The sequence below is a fragment of the Paraburkholderia dioscoreae genome (assembly GCF_902459535.1).
GTDB lineage: Bacteria > Pseudomonadota > Gammaproteobacteria > Burkholderiales > Burkholderiaceae > Paraburkholderia > Paraburkholderia dioscoreae.
The window spans coordinates 4,303,709-4,321,053 of sequence record NZ_LR699553.1; the positions used below are offsets into that span (position 1 = coordinate 4,303,709).

General features: G+C 64.3%; 15 protein-coding genes. All 15 read right to left on the reverse strand.

The annotated features are described in order from the left end of the window. Nucleotides 1-233: 233 nt before the first annotated feature. Nucleotides 234-2,336 (reverse strand): flagellar biosynthesis protein FlhA, encoded by a 2,103-nt coding sequence (gene flhA, locus PDMSB3_RS19530; RefSeq protein ID WP_007179963.1) that lies wholly within the window; start codon nt 2,334-2,336, stop codon nt 234-236. After that, nucleotides 2,333-3,553: a flagellar biosynthesis protein FlhB gene (gene flhB, locus PDMSB3_RS19535; RefSeq protein WP_007179964.1), complete on the reverse strand. Its 1,221-nt coding sequence runs from the start codon at nt 3,551-3,553 to the stop codon at nt 2,333-2,335. The genes flhA and flhB overlap by 4 nt, the downstream gene beginning before the upstream one ends. Before the next feature lie 162 nt (nt 3,554-3,715). After that, nucleotides 3,716-5,011 carry a DUF3443 domain-containing protein gene (locus PDMSB3_RS19540; RefSeq protein WP_007179965.1) on the reverse strand — a complete coding sequence of 432 codons (1,296 nt, stop codon included), beginning with the start codon at nt 5,009-5,011 and terminating at the stop codon, nt 3,716-3,718. A 15-nt stretch (nt 5,012-5,026) separates the two neighbouring features. Next, on the reverse strand, nt 5,027-5,572 hold the full coding sequence (locus PDMSB3_RS19545; protein ID WP_007179966.1) for a DUF2844 domain-containing protein: 546 nt from the start codon (nt 5,570-5,572) through the stop codon (nt 5,027-5,029). A gap of 299 nt (nt 5,573-5,871) precedes the next feature. Continuing rightward, nucleotides 5,872-6,582: a protein phosphatase CheZ gene (cheZ, locus tag PDMSB3_RS19550; RefSeq protein ID WP_007179967.1), complete on the reverse strand. Its 711-nt coding sequence runs from the start codon at nt 6,580-6,582 to the stop codon at nt 5,872-5,874. A gap of 1 nt (nt 6,583) precedes the next feature. Continuing rightward, complete coding sequence (gene cheY, locus PDMSB3_RS19555) at nt 6,584-6,979, reverse strand: chemotaxis response regulator CheY (RefSeq protein ID WP_007179968.1); 396 nt, start codon at nt 6,977-6,979, stop codon at nt 6,584-6,586. Between the two features lie 75 nt (nt 6,980-7,054). Further along, nucleotides 7,055-8,143: a protein-glutamate methylesterase/protein-glutamine glutaminase gene (locus tag PDMSB3_RS19560; RefSeq protein WP_007179969.1), complete on the reverse strand. Its 1,089-nt coding sequence runs from the start codon at nt 8,141-8,143 to the stop codon at nt 7,055-7,057. Nucleotides 8,144-8,148: 5 nt separating this feature from the next. After that, a complete protein-coding gene (cheD, locus tag PDMSB3_RS19565) occupies nt 8,149-8,901 on the reverse strand; it encodes a chemoreceptor glutamine deamidase CheD (RefSeq protein ID WP_007179970.1) in 753 nt (250 codons plus the stop codon). Further along, nucleotides 8,898-9,848: a CheR family methyltransferase gene (locus PDMSB3_RS19570; protein ID WP_165187208.1), complete on the reverse strand. Its 951-nt coding sequence runs from the start codon at nt 9,846-9,848 to the stop codon at nt 8,898-8,900. Before PDMSB3_RS19570 ends, cheD begins: the two co-directional genes overlap by 4 nt. Nucleotides 9,849-10,052: 204 nt before the next feature. Then, entirely contained in the window at nt 10,053-11,909 is a 1,857-nt protein-coding gene (locus PDMSB3_RS19575) for a methyl-accepting chemotaxis protein (protein WP_007179972.1), read from the reverse strand. A gap of 42 nt (nt 11,910-11,951) precedes the next feature. Next, a complete protein-coding gene (locus PDMSB3_RS19580) occupies nt 11,952-12,488 on the reverse strand; it encodes a chemotaxis protein CheW (protein ID WP_007179973.1) in 537 nt (178 codons plus the stop codon). 63 nt (nt 12,489-12,551) lie between these two features. Continuing rightward, entirely contained in the window at nt 12,552-14,819 is a 2,268-nt protein-coding gene (gene cheA, locus PDMSB3_RS19585; RefSeq protein ID WP_007179974.1) for a chemotaxis protein CheA, read from the reverse strand. Nucleotides 14,820-14,907: 88 nt separating this feature from the next. Further along, nucleotides 14,908-15,285 (reverse strand): response regulator, encoded by a 378-nt coding sequence (locus PDMSB3_RS19590; RefSeq protein ID WP_007179975.1) that lies wholly within the window; start codon nt 15,283-15,285, stop codon nt 14,908-14,910. Between the two features lie 85 nt (nt 15,286-15,370). Beyond that, nucleotides 15,371-16,378: a flagellar motor protein MotB gene (motB, locus tag PDMSB3_RS19595; protein WP_007179976.1), complete on the reverse strand. Its 1,008-nt coding sequence runs from the start codon at nt 16,376-16,378 to the stop codon at nt 15,371-15,373. 21 nt (nt 16,379-16,399) lie between these two features. Next, entirely contained in the window at nt 16,400-17,260 is an 861-nt protein-coding gene (gene motA / locus PDMSB3_RS19600) for a flagellar motor stator protein MotA (protein ID WP_007179977.1), read from the reverse strand. Nucleotides 17,261-17,345: the final 85 nt, after the last annotated feature.

Below are 17,345 nucleotides of genomic sequence, written 5' to 3' on the forward strand. Positions count from 1 at the left end.
AAGACCGTTAAAGGTGGGCAATTCGGGCGATGGAAACGTGTCTGGATTCACGCGCACACTGGTTTGAAACACGCTCTGCGGCTGCGTCCAATGGCGCTTTCGCGGGCACGGCATGTACTCCGCCATCCGCTTGCGGTATGAAAAATCAGGTGCCGAAATGAAAACCGGCGCTCGATGAGCGCCGGCGACAGACATGGGCCGGAAGTGAAGTCGGCCGCCATGAACCAGGTGCGCTAACCGTGCGCACCGATCAAATTCACCACCTTGATATTGCGCGTGTCGGGCACTTCCGCATACGACAGCACCTTCAACTGCGGCAGGCTGCGGCGCAGGAAGCGCGCAAGCATCGGCCGCAAAGCGTGCTGCACCAGCAGCACGGGCGCGAGCCCGAGATTCTGCTGACGCGTCATCGCCTTCTGGGTTTCGTTCAGCAAGGTATGCGCGAGACCTGGTTCGAGACCCGGATTGGAACCGGTCGAGAGCGCCTGTGAGAGCACCCGTTCGAGATTCGAATCGAGGCCCATCACCTGCATGTCGCCGGTGCCCGGGAACCACTGCTGCGTGATCGCGCGACCCAGCGCGAGGCGCACGGCGGCGGTGAGGTCGTGCGCGTCGGTGAGCTTCGGCGTGTGTTCGGAGAGCGCTTCGAGAATCGTGCGCATGTCGCGAATCGGCACGCCTTCTTCCAGCAGGTTTTGCAGCACCTTTTGCAGCGTGGTGAGCGGCAACGACTTCGGCACCAGATCGTCGACCAGCGACGGCGTGTCCTTCTGCATCCGTTCGAGCAGTGCCTGCACTTCCCGGCGGCCGAGCAGTTCCGACGCATGCGTGACCACGAGGTGATTCAGGTGCGTGGCCACCACCGTGCTCGAATCGACCACGGTGTAGCCATAAACCTGGGCCTGTTCGCGCAGATTCGTGTCGATCCAGATGGCCGGCAGGCCGAAGGCGGGATCCTGTGTCGGCGTGCCGGGCAGCGCGGCGGAAACCTGGCCCGGATTGATCGCCAGCCATTGCCCCGGATACGCTTCGCCAACGCCCACCTCCACGCCCTTTAGCGCGATGCGATAGCCGTTCGGCCGCAGTTCCAGGTTGTCGCGGATATGAATGACCGGTGGCAGAAAGCCGATTTCCTGCGCGAACTTCTTGCGGATGCTCTTGATCCGCTTGAGCAGTTCGCCGTCCGAGTTCTTGTCGACGAGCGGAATCAGCCGGTAGCCGACTTCCAGGCCGAGCGTGTCGATCATCGTCACGTCGTCCCAGCTGGCTTCGGTGTTTTCGACCGGCGCCATCGCGGCCGGCGCGACGTCGACGAGCGCCGTGGTGTTCTTGCGATCCTCGGCACGCTTTTTCATGGTGCGGCCCAGCTGGATCAGACCGCCGCCGAGAAGCAGAAACGCGAAATGCGGCATGCCCGGAATCAGGCCCATCAGCACGAGAATGCAGCCGGTGATCACCAGCACGCGCGGATTCGTGAACAACTGGCCGGTAAGCTGCGTGCCGATGTCTTCGTTGGTCGCGACCCGCGAGACGATCACGCCGGCCGCCGTCGAAATCACCAGCGAAGGAATCTGCGCAACGAGGCCGTCACCAATGGTCAACAGCGTGTAGTTCTTGCCCGCGGACGCGAAGTCCATGCCGTGCTGGACCATCCCGACGATCAGGCCACCCACGATGTTGATCACCATGATCAGCAGACCGGCGATCGCGTCGCCGCGCACAAACTTGCTCGCGCCGTCCATCGACCCGTAGAACTCGGCCTCCTGCGAAACTTCGGAGCGGCGCTTGCGGGCCTGTTCCTCGTTGATGAGGCCGGCGTTCAGGTCGGCGTCGATCGCCATCTGCTTGCCGGGCATCGCGTCGAGCGTGAAGCGCGCGGACACTTCCGCGATGCGCCCCGCGCCCTTGGTGATCACCATGAAGTTGATCACCATCAGGATGATGAAGACGACGATACCGACGGCGAAGTTGCCGCCCACGAGGAAGTGGCCGAACGACTCGATCACCTGGCCGGCCGCGTCCGGTCCGGTGTGGCCTTCGAGCAGCACGACCCGCGTGGACGCCACGTTCAGCGAGAGGCGCAGCAAGGTCGAGAACAGCAGCACGCTCGGGAACGCGGCGAAGTCGAGCGGCTTCATCGTGTACATGCTGACGAGCAGCACCATCACGGACAGCGCGATGTTGAAGGTGAACAGCAGATCCAGCAGGAACGGCGGCAACGGCAGAATCATCATGCCGAGGATCATGCAGATCAGCACCGGCCCGGCGAGGGCGCGCAAATTGGTGCCGCTCAAGGCATCCGGCCGTCGAGCGAGGAAACCGGCGCGAGCGTTCATGCGGAGGCTCCTGAAGCGTCGTTATCGGGGTTCATGGCGGGATTGAGCGTGTCGGCGGCTTCCTGATCGGCTTGGTCGTCCGATACGCCGCCCTTGTCGAGTTCGGCGGGCACGTCGAGCTCGGTCGGCGCCATCGGCACGGCGCCGCCTTCGGTTCTGAAGCGTCGCAACTGATACACCCACGCGAGCACCTCGGCGACCGCGCCATACAGCGGGCCCGGAATCTCGCGGTTCAGTTCGACGTTGTGATACAGCGCCCGCGCGAGCGGCGGCGCTTCCAGCAACGGCACGTTGTTTTCGGCGGCGATTTCGCGAATCCGCGCGGCCACCAGGTTCACGCCCTTGGCGACGACTTTCGGCGCGCGCATCTCGCCGTCGGTGTATTGCAGCGCCACCGCAAAGTGCGTCGGGTTGGTCACCACCACGTCGGCCTTGGGCACGTTGGTCATCATGCGGCGGCGGGCAATCGCACGCTGCTGCTGGCGAATCCGGCCTTTGACATGCGGATCGCCTTCGCTTTCGCGGTGTTCGCGCTTCACTTCTTCCTTCGACATGCGCAGTTTCTTGTGGAACTGCCACAGTTGATACGGCACATCCAGCGCGGCGACGACGAACATGCCCGCCACCGTCATGCCGCAGCACACGGCGATCAGATGCACGGTGTTGGCGAGCGCGAGCTGCAACGGCTGGGTCGCCAGCGCGAGAATCTCTTCACGGCGGTTCCAGATCGCCGTACCGCCGATCACGCCCACCACCAGCGTCTTGACGAGCGACAAGCCGAGCTGGATCGGTCCGTTGATCGAAAACATCTTGCCGAGGCCGGCGATCGGATTGAGGCGGTCGAACTTCGGTTCGAGGCCTTTTGACGACAACTGCCAGCCGCCCAGCGCCATCGGCGCGAACAGGGCGGCCGCGCCGGTAAAGGCGAGGATCGGCAGTAGCGCGTAAAGCCCTTCGCGGCTCGCCACGCCCGCGCCGATCAGCATGCGGCGGGTTTCGAAGGCACCGGCATGATCGAACGTGAAGGCCGCGCGCAACATGCCCTGCAAATGTTCACCAATGCTGCCCGACATCCCCCACACGCCGAAGAACCCTGCCGCCAGCAGGGCAAACGTGGACAGCTCCCGCGAACGCACGATCTGCCCTTCCTCGCGCGCCTTCTGCAGGCGCCGGGGCGTGGCTGATTCGGTTTTTTCGAGGTCGCTATCCTCTGCCACAAACGCTCTCCAGTCGGCTGAGGCACGACGCCTCTTTCCAGTGAGAGCGATTATTCCCGCTCGACGCAAGCACCGATCGGCGGATAAGGACGGAGAAAGGGGGGTATTTCGAGGGATGAAAGCGCGGGAAAACCGCCGGGTCAGTTCAGTGCCGCGCCTCGATCAGAAGGCCACGTAAGGCGCCTGACCGCCGTTCAAGGTCTGATCGAAGCCGTAGTAGACGTGCCGGCCGTAGAAGAACGGCAGACCGAGATCGAAGCTGCTGCTGCCGCCGATCTGTCCGGCGAGATCATTGAATGCATAGTTGCCGCCGTTGCCGAACAACGTCGCCGCACTCAGGATGCCGATGCTGGCGGTTGCCTGGTTATTGTTCAATCCGACCAGCGTCACCGACCGGGTTTGCGCTGACGACGGGCAGTAAAAGCCCGCGAAGTTGCTGCCGCACAGCGCGATGGAACTATCGGTAAAGAAGTAGCCGTTCGAGCCCGAATCGAGGAACGCCTGCACCGTCGTGCCGTTGAACACGCTGCTGTTCAGATCGCCGAAGGTGTCGGTGGTGAAGATCTGGACGCCGGTGAGCGCATTGTTCGACTGCGTACCGATGCCGAACACCAGTGTGCCGGTGGCGGAAGACGCGCCGGTGGTCGGCACCGGCGGCATCTGCACGATCACACCGTTGTTGTCGGCCGGGAAATAGACGACCGGATTGGCCACCTGTTGGGCCAGCGGCACCGGCGTGCGGGTACAGGAGACGCCGCCCGGACACGCGAAGTAGTTGCTGTAATTCATGGCGGTTGCCGCGCTCGCGCAAACGCCGCCGCAATCCGTGGGCGACGTGCCGATGCCGAGAATGCCGTTGGCGCCGAGATCGCCAACCGTGTTCTCGGCCGAGCCGCTGCCGCAACCGCGTGTGGGCACCGTGCTGGCGTCCTTGTCGCCGATGATCTGCAGCGGAATCGCCGCCGTCGTTCTTTCACTGCCTATCGCGATGGTCGCGGTGCGCACCGTGCCCCAGGTGAAGCCGTCCGCGAAAGTCGCGCATTCGGCGAGTTGCGCGCCGCTGCCGCTGACGGTACTGACAGGCAACGTATTGAGCAGCGAGGGGTTCAAAGCCGAGTTGACCACGCGCAACCCGAACGAGCCGGTATCGACCTGGATATTGTCGATAGTCTGGCAATTCGAGTTCGATCCGGGCGCGCAGACGGTCACGCTGACCGTCGGAATGTTGACGACCCCGCTCGTGCCCGGACCGACCGTGATCGGCACGGTGTTCGCCGCGGTCGCGGCGATCGGCTGCTGGGTCGGGCTGGCCGGCAGCGAGCCGCCGTTCAGCGTGGTCGACGAATCGTTGGAACTGCCGCCGCCACCGCCGCACGCGACGAGTGCCGACACCAGCGCCACCGCCGCGACGGCCTGCATCCAACCCTTGAACTTCACAGCAATATGCTTGGTTCGCATGTTTCGTCCTCGCTATTACTGGATGTCGGAACCGCTGACGCCGGCGGGCAGCGCGGGCGGCAACCACGCCTGGCCGCTGAACGCGCCCATATGGCCGCCGGAGCGCACCACGAGGCTGCTCTGGTCGACCGCGACGGGGCCACGGCCGCCGCCGCGCGCCGCGCGTGCGGCCTTCACGCCGGCCACATACTGCGGAAAATAGCTGCCGAGCAGATCGTTCAGATCCGGCATTTGCGGGCCGCGCCATGCAATGCCGAAGACGGAACCGTCCGCGGCGAGATATTCGCGGACCATGGTGCCGTTGCCGAGCGCCGTCTCACGCACCGTATAAGAGGAGGAAGCCGAAGCTGAGGAAGCCGCGCTGGACGCGGAACGCATCACGCCCTGGGCCGCGTTGACGGCGCCGCTACCGGGCTGGACGGTGCGGGAAGAAACGGACGCGTCAGAAGGCGGCGTCATGGGGGCGCCGCCCAGTCCCGCACGAGCGGACTGCACGATGATTAACGAACAGGGCAAGGCAAGCGCCGTAACGATGCCGGCGCGGCGTACAAGACTCCACATGACGAAGCTCCTCCCGAGCTGCCGCTCGGCTCGCAAACGTGCGAACCGGCTGCATTTATGCAGATCATACGGCACCGCTGCGGTCACACTCTGGAAACGTTCCCCATCGTGCCACCGGCCGGAGGCTGCGTCCTCCGGAGCGCCGCGCTGCTGCTTGAGCTCGTAGTATGCCTGTGGTTTGTGTCGGTAGACAGCAAGCACGCGCGGGGGCGCAGCTTGCTATGCGTACGGCTTACGGCTGGCACGCGGGCCGCCGGCCCGCGACGTGCCTGCCGTTACGCTGCTGCGCCGCCGGCAGGTCAGAAACCGAGGCTTGCCAGCAGATCGTCGACTTGCGACTGGTCCTGCACCACATCCGCCTTGCCTTCCGGATTGATCTGCGGACCGTTCAGCAGATGTTCGGGGCTGCCGGTCGGCGAGACTTCGGCCGCCAGCGCCGCCGCGTTCGCCGCGAACTGCTCGCGCCGTTCGAGCGCGATGTTCTCGACCAGCACGCCGAGCAGCTGCTGCTCGATCAGGTACACGACGTCCGTGATCTTCTTGATGACCTGGCCCGTCAGATCCTGGAAATCCTGTGCGAGCATGATCTCCATGAGCTGCGCATTGGTCGCGCTTGCCGCCTCCGGCACGCCGCGCAGGAAGGTTCGCGTGTCGTTCATCAACGCGCGCACTTCCTCGCGCTCGATCGGCGCCGCATACCACTGCTCCCAACGCGCGTCGAGTTTGCCCGCGTCGTCCTTCAACTGCTCCTGGAGCGGTTTGGCGACGTCGATCGCGGACAGCACGCGCTCGGCGGCCTGCTCGGTCATATCCGCGATATATTTCAGACGGTCGCGAGCATCGGGCACGGCTTCCGCCGCACGCTCGACATGCTTGTCGAGCCCGAGCTCGCGCATCGAGTCGCGCAGCGTGCGCGTCAGTTGTCCAATGCGGGCGAGGATACGGTCGGACGCGAAGTCGCCGCTCTCGTGGACCGCTTCGGCGCCTTGCGCGTTGGTCGGCAGATTCACATCAGCTCCCGGCTTTGGCCATCTTCTCGAGAATCTTGTTGAGCTTCTCGTCGAGCGTCGCGGCCGTGAACGGCTTGACGACATAACCGCTCGCGCCGGCCTGGGCCGCCGCGATGATGTTTTCCTTCTTCGACTCGGCTGTCACCATCAGCACCGGCAAATGCGTCAGGTTGGCGTCGGCGCGGATTTCCTTGAGCATGGCCAGACCGTCGAGGTTCGGCATGTTCCAGTCGGAAATCACGAAGTCGTACGTGCCCCCGCGCAAACGCGCGAGACCGGCCTGACCGTCTTCCGCCTCGTCGACATTCGAGTAGCCGAGCTCTTTGAGGAGGTTGCGAACGATCCGGCGCATCGTCGGAAAGTCGTCAACAACCAGAATCTTCATTCCCTTATCCATTTCATTCCCTTTGCTTTATCCACGGTGCGGCGCCTGACCGCCTCAAACCGGCGCCTCAAATCCTACTGGCGCGCATCATACCCGCTGCACGCGATCGCCCATCGACGACAAACGCGCCATCACGCGCCGGCTCATTTCCGGCAACGAGGCGATCTCGTCGGCCGCGCCGAGCGCAATCGCTTCGCGCGGCATGCCGAACACGATACAGCTCGCTTCGTCCTGCGCAAGGGTGTATGCCCCTGCTTTCTTCATGTCCAGCAGTCCGGCGGCGCCGTCGCGCCCCATCCCGGTCAGGATCACCCCGACCGCGTTCTTGCCCGCATGCTGCGCGGCCGAACGGAACAGCACATCCACTGACGGACGATGCCGGTTCACCGGCGGTTCGTCCGAAAGGTGAGCAATATAGTTCGCGCCGCTGCGGGCAAGCAACAGGTGAGCGTGGCCGGGCGCGATATACGCATGCCCCGGCAGCACGCGTTCGCCGTGCTCTGCCTCTTTAACGGTAATCCGGCACAAACCATTGAGGCGTTGTGCAAAAGATTTTGTGAAACCCGGCGGCATATGCTGCGCGATCAGCACCGCTGGCGCATCCGGCGGCAGCGGCACCAGCACTTCGCGGATCGCTTCCGTGCCGCCCGTCGACGCACCGACGATAATCAGCTTCTCGGTACTGAGCAGCGGATTATTGAAGAGCGGCGCGGCGCTGACCGGCGCATGCGCGGCATGGGCGGCCGTGTGCTGCACCGGCGCGGCCTGGCGCACGCGCGCACGGGCCGCCGCGCGAATCTTGTCGGCAAGCTTTTCCGAGTAGTCGAGCATGCCGTCGCGAATGCCGACTTTCGGCTTCGTGACGAAGTCGACCGCGCCGAGTTCCAGCGCGCGCAGCGTGATTTCGTTGCCGCGCTCGGTCAGCGACGACACCATCACCACCGGCATCGGCCGCAGGCGCATCAGCTTCTCGAGGAAGTCGAGGCCATCCATGCGCGGCATTTCGACGTCGAGCGTCAGCACGTCCGGATTGTGCTGTTTGATGAGTTCGCGCGCGACTAGCGGGTCGGGTGCGGTCGCCACCACCGTCATGTCCGGCTGGCCATTGATGATTTCCGTCATCAGGCTGCGGATCAGCGCCGAATCGTCGACGCACAGTACCTTGATCTTTTGCACAGCGCTCACGCCTCCTCTGTAGTTCTGGCGTTGTTTGAATTAATCGGGCGCGGGCCGGCACCGAACAGCTCGACCTTCGGGCGGGCGGCGGTGGGCGTCGAAAACAGTTCGACCCTGGGTTTCGACGCGGCCGGCGTCGAGAACAATTCCACCCGTTTGCGCGCCGCGGCGAGCCGCTCGGCACGCGCCTGCGCGCTTTGCCGCATCAGCGCCTGTTCGCGCTCGGCCACGCCCGCTTCCTGCTGCAGGCGCAACTTCTTCACCATCACCTGGCCGGTGCGCGGCATGAAGGCCACCTTGCGCGGGTGCGAACCTTGCAAATCCTCGGCGACGATGCGGATCTTCTCGAGCGCCAGATAGCGGCGCACGAATTCCGAATTGCGGTCGCCGATGTTCATCGTCGTCATGCCGGCGAGCACCGCGCCGCCGCCGAACACCTTGGCTTCGAAGCGCTCGCGCCGGCCACCGGCCTTGATGAGCTCGTTAATCAGCACTTCCATCGCGTACGCACCGTAGCGCATCGAATCCGACGCGGCTTGAGCGACGTCGGCGCCGTCGTCGGGCAACATGAAGTGGTTCATGCCACCGATACCGGCCGTGCGATCCTGAATGCAGGCCGCCACGCAGGAACCGAGCACGGTGACCAGCACCATGTCCTCACTGGTGGTGTAGAACTCGTTCGGCAGCAGCTTCACGCCGGGGCGCTGGAAGTGGTTGTCGTAATACAGATTGGTGGCGATCGGCAGGGCGCTGCTCATACCGTCACCCCATTCGTCGTGTTGCGCGCCGCAGTTGCCGCCGCGCGCGCCGGCGTGCGCACGCCGGCCGCGTCACGCGACAGTTCGTAGACGGTCTGGCCGCGCAGCCTGAACGCCTGCGTGACGTAGGTGAAGTTTTCCGAGTGGCCGGCGAACAGCAGGCCGCCCGACTTCATCAACGGCTCGAAGCGCGCGAGCACTTGCGCCTGTGTCGGCTTGTCGAAATAGATCATCACGTTGCGGCAGAAGATCGCGTCGAATTGCGAGCGCAACTGGTAATCGCGGTCGGTGAGGTTCAGTTGCTGAAAGCGCACCAGCGCGCGCACTTCCGGGCGCACCTTGACCATGCCGGCATGCGCGCCCGTGCCCTTCAGGAAGAAGCGTTTGAGCCGCTCGGGCGAAAGGTGCTTCACCTGGTCGAACTGGTACATGCCGGCTTCGGCCTTGGCCAGCACCTGGGTGTCGATGTCGGTGGCGAGCACCGTGGCCTGACGCGCGCCGCTCTCGCCGAGCGCTTCGATCAGCGTCATCGCGATCGAGTACGGCTCTTCACCGGTCGAAGCCGCCGAGCACCATACCGAAACCGGCTGCGCGCGGCGCGGCACGAATTCGGCAAGAATCGGAAAATGATGCGCTTCGCGGAAGAACGCCGTCAGATTGGTGGTCAGCGCATTGGTGAACGCTTCCCACTCGGCCGGATCGTTTTCCGCTTCCAGCAGATCGAGATACTGCTTGAACGTGTCGAGGCCGCGGGCACGCAGACGGCGCGCCAGACGGCTGTACGCCATATCGCGCTTGTGATCCGACAGCGAAATGCCCGCGCTGCGGTGAATCAGTTCGCGAATGCGGGCGAAATCCGCCGACGTGAATTCGAAATCCCGTCCCTGTTCGCCGGTTCTAACCATTTCCGCCCGTTCGGGTCGGTGCTGTGCGCGCGTTGCCATCATGAAGATTCCTGCCTGCGATACGAGCCATCCCGCTTTCCGCCCAGGCGATATTCCCGGGAAGAAGGGATTGTGTTCGCGGGGTCGCGCCCGCCCGCGAGTTCTGCCGGCATGCAGTCGGCCCGCGACACGCCGATAAAGCGTGCTTCGAAGATTCGCCCCTCATGGAGCGAGATGCCGAATGACTGCATGTCTTTGTGCCACTTCCTAGAATGTTTCCCAGTCCGTGTCCGGGCCCGCCGCGGCCGCGCTTGCCGCGGCTGGACGTGCTGCGGATTCGGATGCCGCGCGGGCCGTCCTCGGCTTGAGAGCCGGTTCGGCGCGTGCGGCGCCTGCATCGTGATTGCCCGACGCTTGCGCTGTGCTGATTACCGCCGTGCCTGCGGCCGGTTGCGCCGCGCCATTCGTGGAGGCCTGCGGCACGGCTTTGGCAACGGGCTTGCTCTTGCTGCTGCTCGCGCGAGGCTGCGCCGCTTGCGGACGCACCGCCGCGCTGCTGCGCACCGGGCCGCCGGCCACTTTCCAGCCGTTCACCACCGCCTGCAATTGCCGCGTCTGATCTTCGAGCGATGCCGCCGCAGCCGCCGCCTGTTCGACGAGCGCCGCGTTCTGCTGCGTGACTTCGTCCATCTGCACGACCGCGCGATTCACCTGCTCGATGCCGCCCGACTGCTCTTCGGACGCCGCGCTGATTTCGCCCATGATGTCGGTCACGCGGCGCACGGCCTGCACGATCTCGTCCATCGTGGTGCCCGCACGGCCGACCAGCGCCGAGCCGCTTTGCACCTTGTCGACCGAGTCGCCGATCAGTTCCTTGATTTCCTTCGCGGCACTGGCGCTGCGCTGCGCGAGGCTGCGCACTTCGCCGGCCACCACCGCGAAGCCGCGGCCCTGTTCGCCGGCGCGAGCCGCTTCCACCGCCGCGTTCAACGCGAGAATATTGGTCTGGAAGGCAATGCCTTCGATCACGCCGATGATATCGACGACCTTGTTCGAACTGGTCGCGATGTCCTGCATGGTCGTGACGACCTGGCTCACCACGTCGCCGCCGCGCGTGGCGATGTCGGATGCGTTGACGGCCAGCTGGCTCGCCTGACGCGCGTTCTCGGCGTTCTGCCGCACGGTGCCGGTCAACTGCTCCATGCTCGACGCGGTTTCCTGCAGCGAGGCGGCCTGCTGCTCGGTGCGCTGCGAGAGATCCGTGTTGCCCATCGCGATTTCACGCGCGCCGGTGTCGATCGATTCGGTGCTGCTGAGAACCGCCTTCACCATCGTCGACATGTTTTCCTGCATGCGCTTGATACCGGCGAAAAGACGCCCGATTTCATTGCGGCTGAATACCTGGATCGTCTCGGACAGATCGCCTGCGGCAATGCGTTCGAAGCACGCCGTCGCGTCGGCGAGCGGCTGCACGATCAGGCCGCGCAGCGCGAAGCGGATACCCACCACCAGCAGCAGCGCGAGCGCCGTGACGGCGATGATCAGCGTCGTCATCAGCGAGATGTTCGATTGCGCGCTCGCCTGCTGGTCCACGGCGCCTTGCTGCAATTCCTTGATGACCGTCGAAGCCGCGCCGTCATAGGCGATGAACATCGGGCTGATTTTCGTATCGGCGACCGCGTGGTAGGCGGCCATGTCGTTCGCGTTGAGCGCCGCGAACTCCGGGTCGACGCCTTCGCGCATCATGCTCGTACGTTTGGCAAGCACGTCGTCGAGGGCCGCCTTGTCGACACCGGGCTTCGGTGCGTCGAGATAGATCTGCCAGCTCTGGTTGCCCTTTGTCAGCAGTTCCTGCGCGCGGTCGATCGCTTTCTTCGCTTCGTCCGCGTTGCCCGTGGCGGACAGCGTGTTGAAACGGTCCACCGCGAGGCGGGAACGCAGCAGGTACGACGAGGCATCGTCGAGTGCATGAATGGCGACCAGATCGCCCCTTGCGATGCGCTCGAGCGACTGGCTCGCGCCATTCAGCGCGGTCAGTCCGAGCACGCCGACCACCACGGTCAGCGCGACCAGAATGATCCCCACCATCGTCAACGACGTGCGAATCGACCACCTGCTCAGCATTTCGATGCTCCCTGTCCCAATCGTTCGTAAAGGCTGCCGCCGTTAGACGCCGAGCGTTTCGATCAGCGCCATTTCGCGGCTGGTCATGAGCTTCTCGATGTCCATCAGGATCAGCATGCGGCCGTCGACGGTGCCCAGCCCCGTGAGGTACTCGGTCGTCAGCGTGGCGCCGAATTCGGGCGCCGGCATGATCTGGTCGGTGGCGAGCGTCAGCACGTCGGACACGCCGTCCACCACCATCCCGACCACGCGATGCGCGACGTTCAGGATGATCACCACTGTCTGGTGATCGTACTCGACACGGCCCAGGTGGAACTTGATGCGCATGTCGACGATCGGCACGATGATGCCGCGCAGATTGATCACGCCCTTGATGAACTCGGGCGCATTGGCGATCCGCGTCACGTTGTCGTAGCCGCGGATTTCCTGCACCTTGAGAATGTCGATGCCGTACTCTTCGGCGCCGAGTGTAAAGACCAGGAATTCCTGACCGCCGGCGTCGGCCTGCTGCACGTCGCGGCGGCCATTCGTACCGCTCGCGTTCGCGACGCTCGAATTGATGGATTGGACTTCTGCCACGTTAGCCCCCAAACGGTTGGGATGAAACAGGTTGAATAAGTGTTACGGCGAGTGTGACGGACATCATGCGAGGCTCATCGCGCCATGCGCGTTGCGCGTTTCGCGGTTCAGCGCCGCCACGTCGACGATCAGCGCCACGCTGCCGTCGCCGAGAATGGTCGCGGCGGAAATGCCGTGCACCTTGCGGTAATTCGTTTCCAGATTCTTCACGACCACCTGCTGCTGGCCCACCAGCTCGTCGATCAGCATCGCAAAGCGGCGCCCCTCGGTTTGCATGATGGTGACGATGCCCTGAGTGGGTTCCTGCTTCGCGTCTTCGACATTGAACACTTCGTGCAACGCCACGAGCGGCAGATATTCACCGCGCACCCGCACCACGCGCTCGCCGTTGGCCACCGTGTAGATGTCCTCGGCTTGCGGCTGCAGCGACTCCATCACGAAGTTAAGCGGCAGAATGAAGATCTCGTTGCCGACCTTGACCGACATGCCGTCCAGAATCGCCAGCGTAAGCGGCAGCACGATGCGCGTGGTGCTGCCCTTGCCGGCGTGCGAGGTGATTTCCACGTGACCACCCATCGACTGGATGTTCCGCTTCACCACGTCCATGCCGACGCCGCGGCCCGACACGTCCGTGACCTGTTCCGCCGTCGAGAAGCCCGGCAGGAAAATCAGGTTCCAGACTTCTTCGTCGGTCATGGTTTCGCTGACCTGCATGCCCTGCTTGGCCGCCTTCGCGAGAATCTTGTCGCGGCGCAGGCCCGCGCCGTCGTCGCTCACTTCAATGACGATGTTGCCGCCGTGATGCGCCGCCGACAGCACCAGCTGCCCGGTCGAATCCTTGCCCGCCGCGCGCCGCGCTTCCACGGTTTCGATGCCGTGGTCGAGACTGTTGCGCACGAGGTGAGTCAACGGATCGATGATCCGTTCAATGAGACTCTTGTCGAGTTCGGTCGCCTGACCGAAGGTGACGAGTTCCACTTCCTTGCCGAGTTTCGCCGCCAGATCGCGCACCAGACGCGGGAAGCGGCTGAACACGTAATCCATCGGCATCATGCGGATCGACATTACCGCTTCCTGCAGATCGCGCGCGTTGCGCTCGAGCTGCGCCATGCCGTTGAACAACCGGTCGTGCAACGCAGGATCGAACGTGCTGGTGGTTTCCGCAAGCATGGCTTGCGTAATCACCAGTTCGCCGACCAGGTTGATCAGCTGATCGACCTTTTCGACGCCGACGCGAATCGAGCTGCCTTCCGCGCCGCCGGCCGCCGCGGCCGGACGTGCCTTACGGTCATGCTCGGCGGGTGCGGCTGCGCCAGCCTGGGCCGGTGCACTTGCTGCGGCAGCGGCCGGCGCCGCCGGTTGAGCCGCGGCAGGCGTGTCGAACGAATCGTGCGCGGCCGTTGAAGTGGGCGCAGCGGTGCCGGCCGCCGGTGCCGACGATGCTGCGGGTCCCGCCTGACTGGCCGGTACTGCCCGCGTCGGGGACGAAGCAGCGTCGGGCGTTCCAGGTTCGCCTTGCTGCGTCTCATCCGCCGGTGCGGTGCCGCGGCCGATCGCGATCTGACTTTCGTCGATCACGAAGCAGCACACGGCGATGATGTCGTCGGAGGTCACATCGGTCGCGAGCCACAGCGTCAGATCGCCGCCGCTCTTGACCTGCCCGACGATGTTGCCCAGGTTGCCGAGCTCTTCGGTCAGCAGTTCCTGGTCCTTCTCACCAACGCCCCGTAGCGTAATTTTCAGATGGGGACCGGCGTTGTCGTCGTTGCCTCCGACGCCGCCGGCTCCCGCGGCTTGCCCGGTCTGTGCCGGTTCGCCGTCAGTCCATTCACCCGCTGCCTGCACCGCCTGTTCGACGACGTGCTCCGGCGGCGTACCGCCTTGGCCCGGCTGGGTTGCCGCCGGTGCCGCGCTTGCGGCAACCGGTGCGGCAGCGTCGCCGTTTTCCGCATGCAGCCGCTCGAGCTTCGCGCAGATCGCCTTCGCGGTGGCCGCATCCGGCTCGGCGCTCGCGCGGTAGTCGGCGAGCTGGCCGGACAACACGTCCTTGGTTTCGAGGAACGTGTCGATCATGTCCTTGCGCAGCACGAGTTCGTTATTGCGCGCGCGATCGAGCAGTGATTCGAGAATGTGGGTCGTTTCCGTCAGCGCGGTAAAGCCGAACGTCGCCGCGCCGCCCTTGATCGAATGCGCCGCGCGGAAAATGGCCGCGAGGTCTTCGGGGTCCGGGTGCGCGATATCCAGATTGAGCAGCAACTGCTCCATCTGCGCGAGCAGTTCGTCCGCTTCGTCGAAAAACGTCTGATAGAACTGAGTGATGTCGAGTGTCATGCCTGGGTCACCGCGAGAGTTCCTGTCTTGGCGTGGGCTGCCGAGCCGCCGCGTCGAGAGCTTCTACAACTTGGTCTAAGGGTGGTGCTTACGCGTGGTCCGGCTCGGCTAACGCCGCCACCAGTTCGGTCAGCATGTCGGGGTCGAGCGGCTTTTCGATCCAGCCGGTCGCGCCCGCAGCCCGCGCCGCCTCCTTGAACGGCTCACCCGATTCCGTCGTGAGGACGAGGATGGGCGTGGCCTGGTAAGCCGGGTTGTTGCGCAGCGCGGCGATCAGATCGAGCCCGGTCTTGCCCGGCATGTACTGGTCGGTCAGCACGAGGTCGAACGACATGGCGAGCGCGTTTTCGAGCCCTTCGTTGCCGTCCGCCGCGAGCGTCACCTCATAGCCGGCCGTCGTCAACGTGGCGGCGAGAATCTGCCGCATCGATGCCGAATCGTCGATTGCCAGGATGTGCCTGATCATGAAAAACCTCGCTGCACGTGCGCTATGGATCGCCCTGCCGCGCGCGCCGGCAGGGCGCGTGAACGGGCAAGGCGGTCGCTGTCTGTTACTGGGCCGCCGGCGCTGCCGCCGGCAACTTCGGTGCAACCGTTGCCGGCTGCGCAAGCTTTTGCAGCAACGGCTTGGAGCCGGCTGCGTCGTCCGACAAGGTAGTCGTGGTAGAGTCGTCGTGGTCGAGCGCCTCCTCCGACTTCTTGTTGAGCACGATGATGCTGATGCGGCGGTTCTCCGGATCCATCGGGTCCGCCTTGTTCAGGTTCTGCGTCGATGCGAGGCCGAGCACGCGCATCACCTTCGCTTCATCCATGCCGCCGGCGATCAGTTCGCGGCGCGACGCATTGGCGCGGTCCGCGGACAGTTCCCAGTTGCTGTAGCCTTTTTCGCCGCCCGCATACTGCGCGGCGTCGGTGTGGCCCTGCACGATGATGCGGTTCGGCACGTCGTTCAGCGTGTGGCCGATTTCGCGCAGGATGTCGCGCATGTACGGTTCCACCTGGTCTTTCGCGGTCGCGAACATGGGCCGCTTCTGCGAGTCGACGATTTCGATCCGCAAGCCCGTGAGCGTCGAATCGATGCGGATCTGCTGCTTGAACTGGCGCAGCACCGGATTCGCCTCGATCGCGGCCATCAGCTTGACCTGCAGATCGTGCAGGCGGACCTGCTCGCGGCGCTCCAGTTCGCCCTGCAACTGCTTCATCGAGTCTTCGTTGTTGTGCGAGACGCTGCGCTCCGAGCGGTTGTTCGAACCGTCGGTGGAGCGCGTAACGCCCTGCGCGTCGGTCGAGATATCGCGGCCGCCGCCCTTCAGAATGCTCGAGTCCTCGGCGCTGCGGTCACCGCCCCACAGCGTGACCTTCAGCGGCTGGTTGAAGTAATCGGCAATGCCCTTCAGTTGCACCGTGGACGCCGAACTCAGCAGCCACATCAGCAGGAAGAACGCCATCATCGCGGTCATGAAGTCCGCATAGGCGAGCTTCCACGCGCCGCCGTGGTGGCCGGCTTTCTTCGGCGCGGCGCGTTTGACGACAATGGCGCGGTCTTTATCCTTGCTCATCGGTTCGGTTCCCGGCGCCCTTTACTTAGCCTTGACGCGGCGCACGTGCTCTTCCAGCTCGGCGAACGACGGGCGTTCGGTCGAGAAGAGCACCTTGCGGCCGAACTCGACGGCAATCGCCGGCGCGTAACCGTTCAGGCTGGCCAGAATCGTCACCTTGATGCACTGGAACATCTTGGTCGACTCGGTCACGCGCTGTTCGGCGACGCTCGCGAGCGGCCCGATCAACCCGTACGAAAGCAGAATCCCGAGGAAAGTACCGACCAGCGCCTGGGCGATCATCTCGCCGAGCACGGCGGGCGGCTTGTCGGCGGAGGCCATGGTGTGCACCACGCCCATCACCGCAGCCACGATACCGAACGCCGGCATTGCGTCGCCGACCTTGTTCAGCGCATGCGCGGGCGCCTCGCCTTCCTGGTGATGCGTCTCGATCTCCTCGTCCATCAGGCTTTCGATCTCGAACGCGTTCATGTTGCCGCCCACCATCAGACGCAGGTAGTCGGTCAGGAACTCGATGATGTGCTTGTCGGCAAGAATCTTCGGGTACTGGGTGAAGATCGGACTCTTCGACGGATCGTCGATGTCCGCTTCCAGCGTCAGCGTGCCTTCCTTGCGCGCCTTGGCCAGCAGGACGTAGAGGAGCGCCATCAGCTCCATATACACGTCCTTGTTGTACTTCGCGCCCTTGAACAGGGTCGGAATGACGCGCAGCGTCGCCTTGATCGTCTTCATTCCGTTACCGAGAATGAACGCGCCGATGCCGGCGCCCACGATCATCAGCACTTCAACGGGCTGCAGGAGCGCGCCGAGATGGCCGCCTTCCAGCGCATAACCGCCGAAAACGGACAAAAGCGTCACGAGTGTTCCCACGAAAATCAGCACTGCCGAGCCCTCACAAAGAAGCGACGGTGACCGTCGTTAATCAGGTTTACGGCAACAAAGCAGAAAACTTTGGCGGAAATATGGC

Bases quoted from the DNA above. Each gene is read 5' to 3' on its own strand.
- PDMSB3_RS19570 (WP_165187208.1), bottom strand. From the start codon at position 9,848: ATGATGGCAACGCGCGCACAGCACCGACCCGAACGGGCGGAAATGGTT.
- motB (WP_007179976.1), bottom strand. From the start codon at position 16,378: ATGAGCAAGGATAAAGACCGCGCCATTGTCGTCAAACGCGCCGCGCCG.
- PDMSB3_RS19540 (WP_007179965.1), bottom strand. From the start codon at position 5,011: ATGCGAACCAAGCATATTGCTGTGAAGTTCAAGGGTTGGATGCAGGCC.
- cheD (WP_007179970.1), bottom strand. From the start codon at position 8,901: ATGAGCAGCGCCCTGCCGATCGCCACCAATCTGTATTACGACAACCAC.
- PDMSB3_RS19545 (WP_007179966.1), bottom strand. From the start codon at position 5,572: ATGTGGAGTCTTGTACGCCGCGCCGGCATCGTTACGGCGCTTGCCTTG.
- PDMSB3_RS19590 (WP_007179975.1), bottom strand. From the start codon at position 15,285: ATGATCAGGCACATCCTGGCAATCGACGATTCGGCATCGATGCGGCAG.
- flhA (WP_007179963.1), bottom strand. From the start codon at position 2,336: ATGAACGCTCGCGCCGGTTTCCTCGCTCGACGGCCGGATGCCTTGAGC.
- PDMSB3_RS19575 (WP_007179972.1), bottom strand. From the start codon at position 11,909: ATGCTGAGCAGGTGGTCGATTCGCACGTCGTTGACGATGGTGGGGATC.
- cheY (WP_007179968.1), bottom strand. From the start codon at position 6,979: ATGGATAAGGGAATGAAGATTCTGGTTGTTGACGACTTTCCGACGATG.
- cheA (WP_007179974.1), bottom strand. From the start codon at position 14,819: ATGACACTCGACATCACTCAGTTCTATCAGACGTTTTTCGACGAAGCG.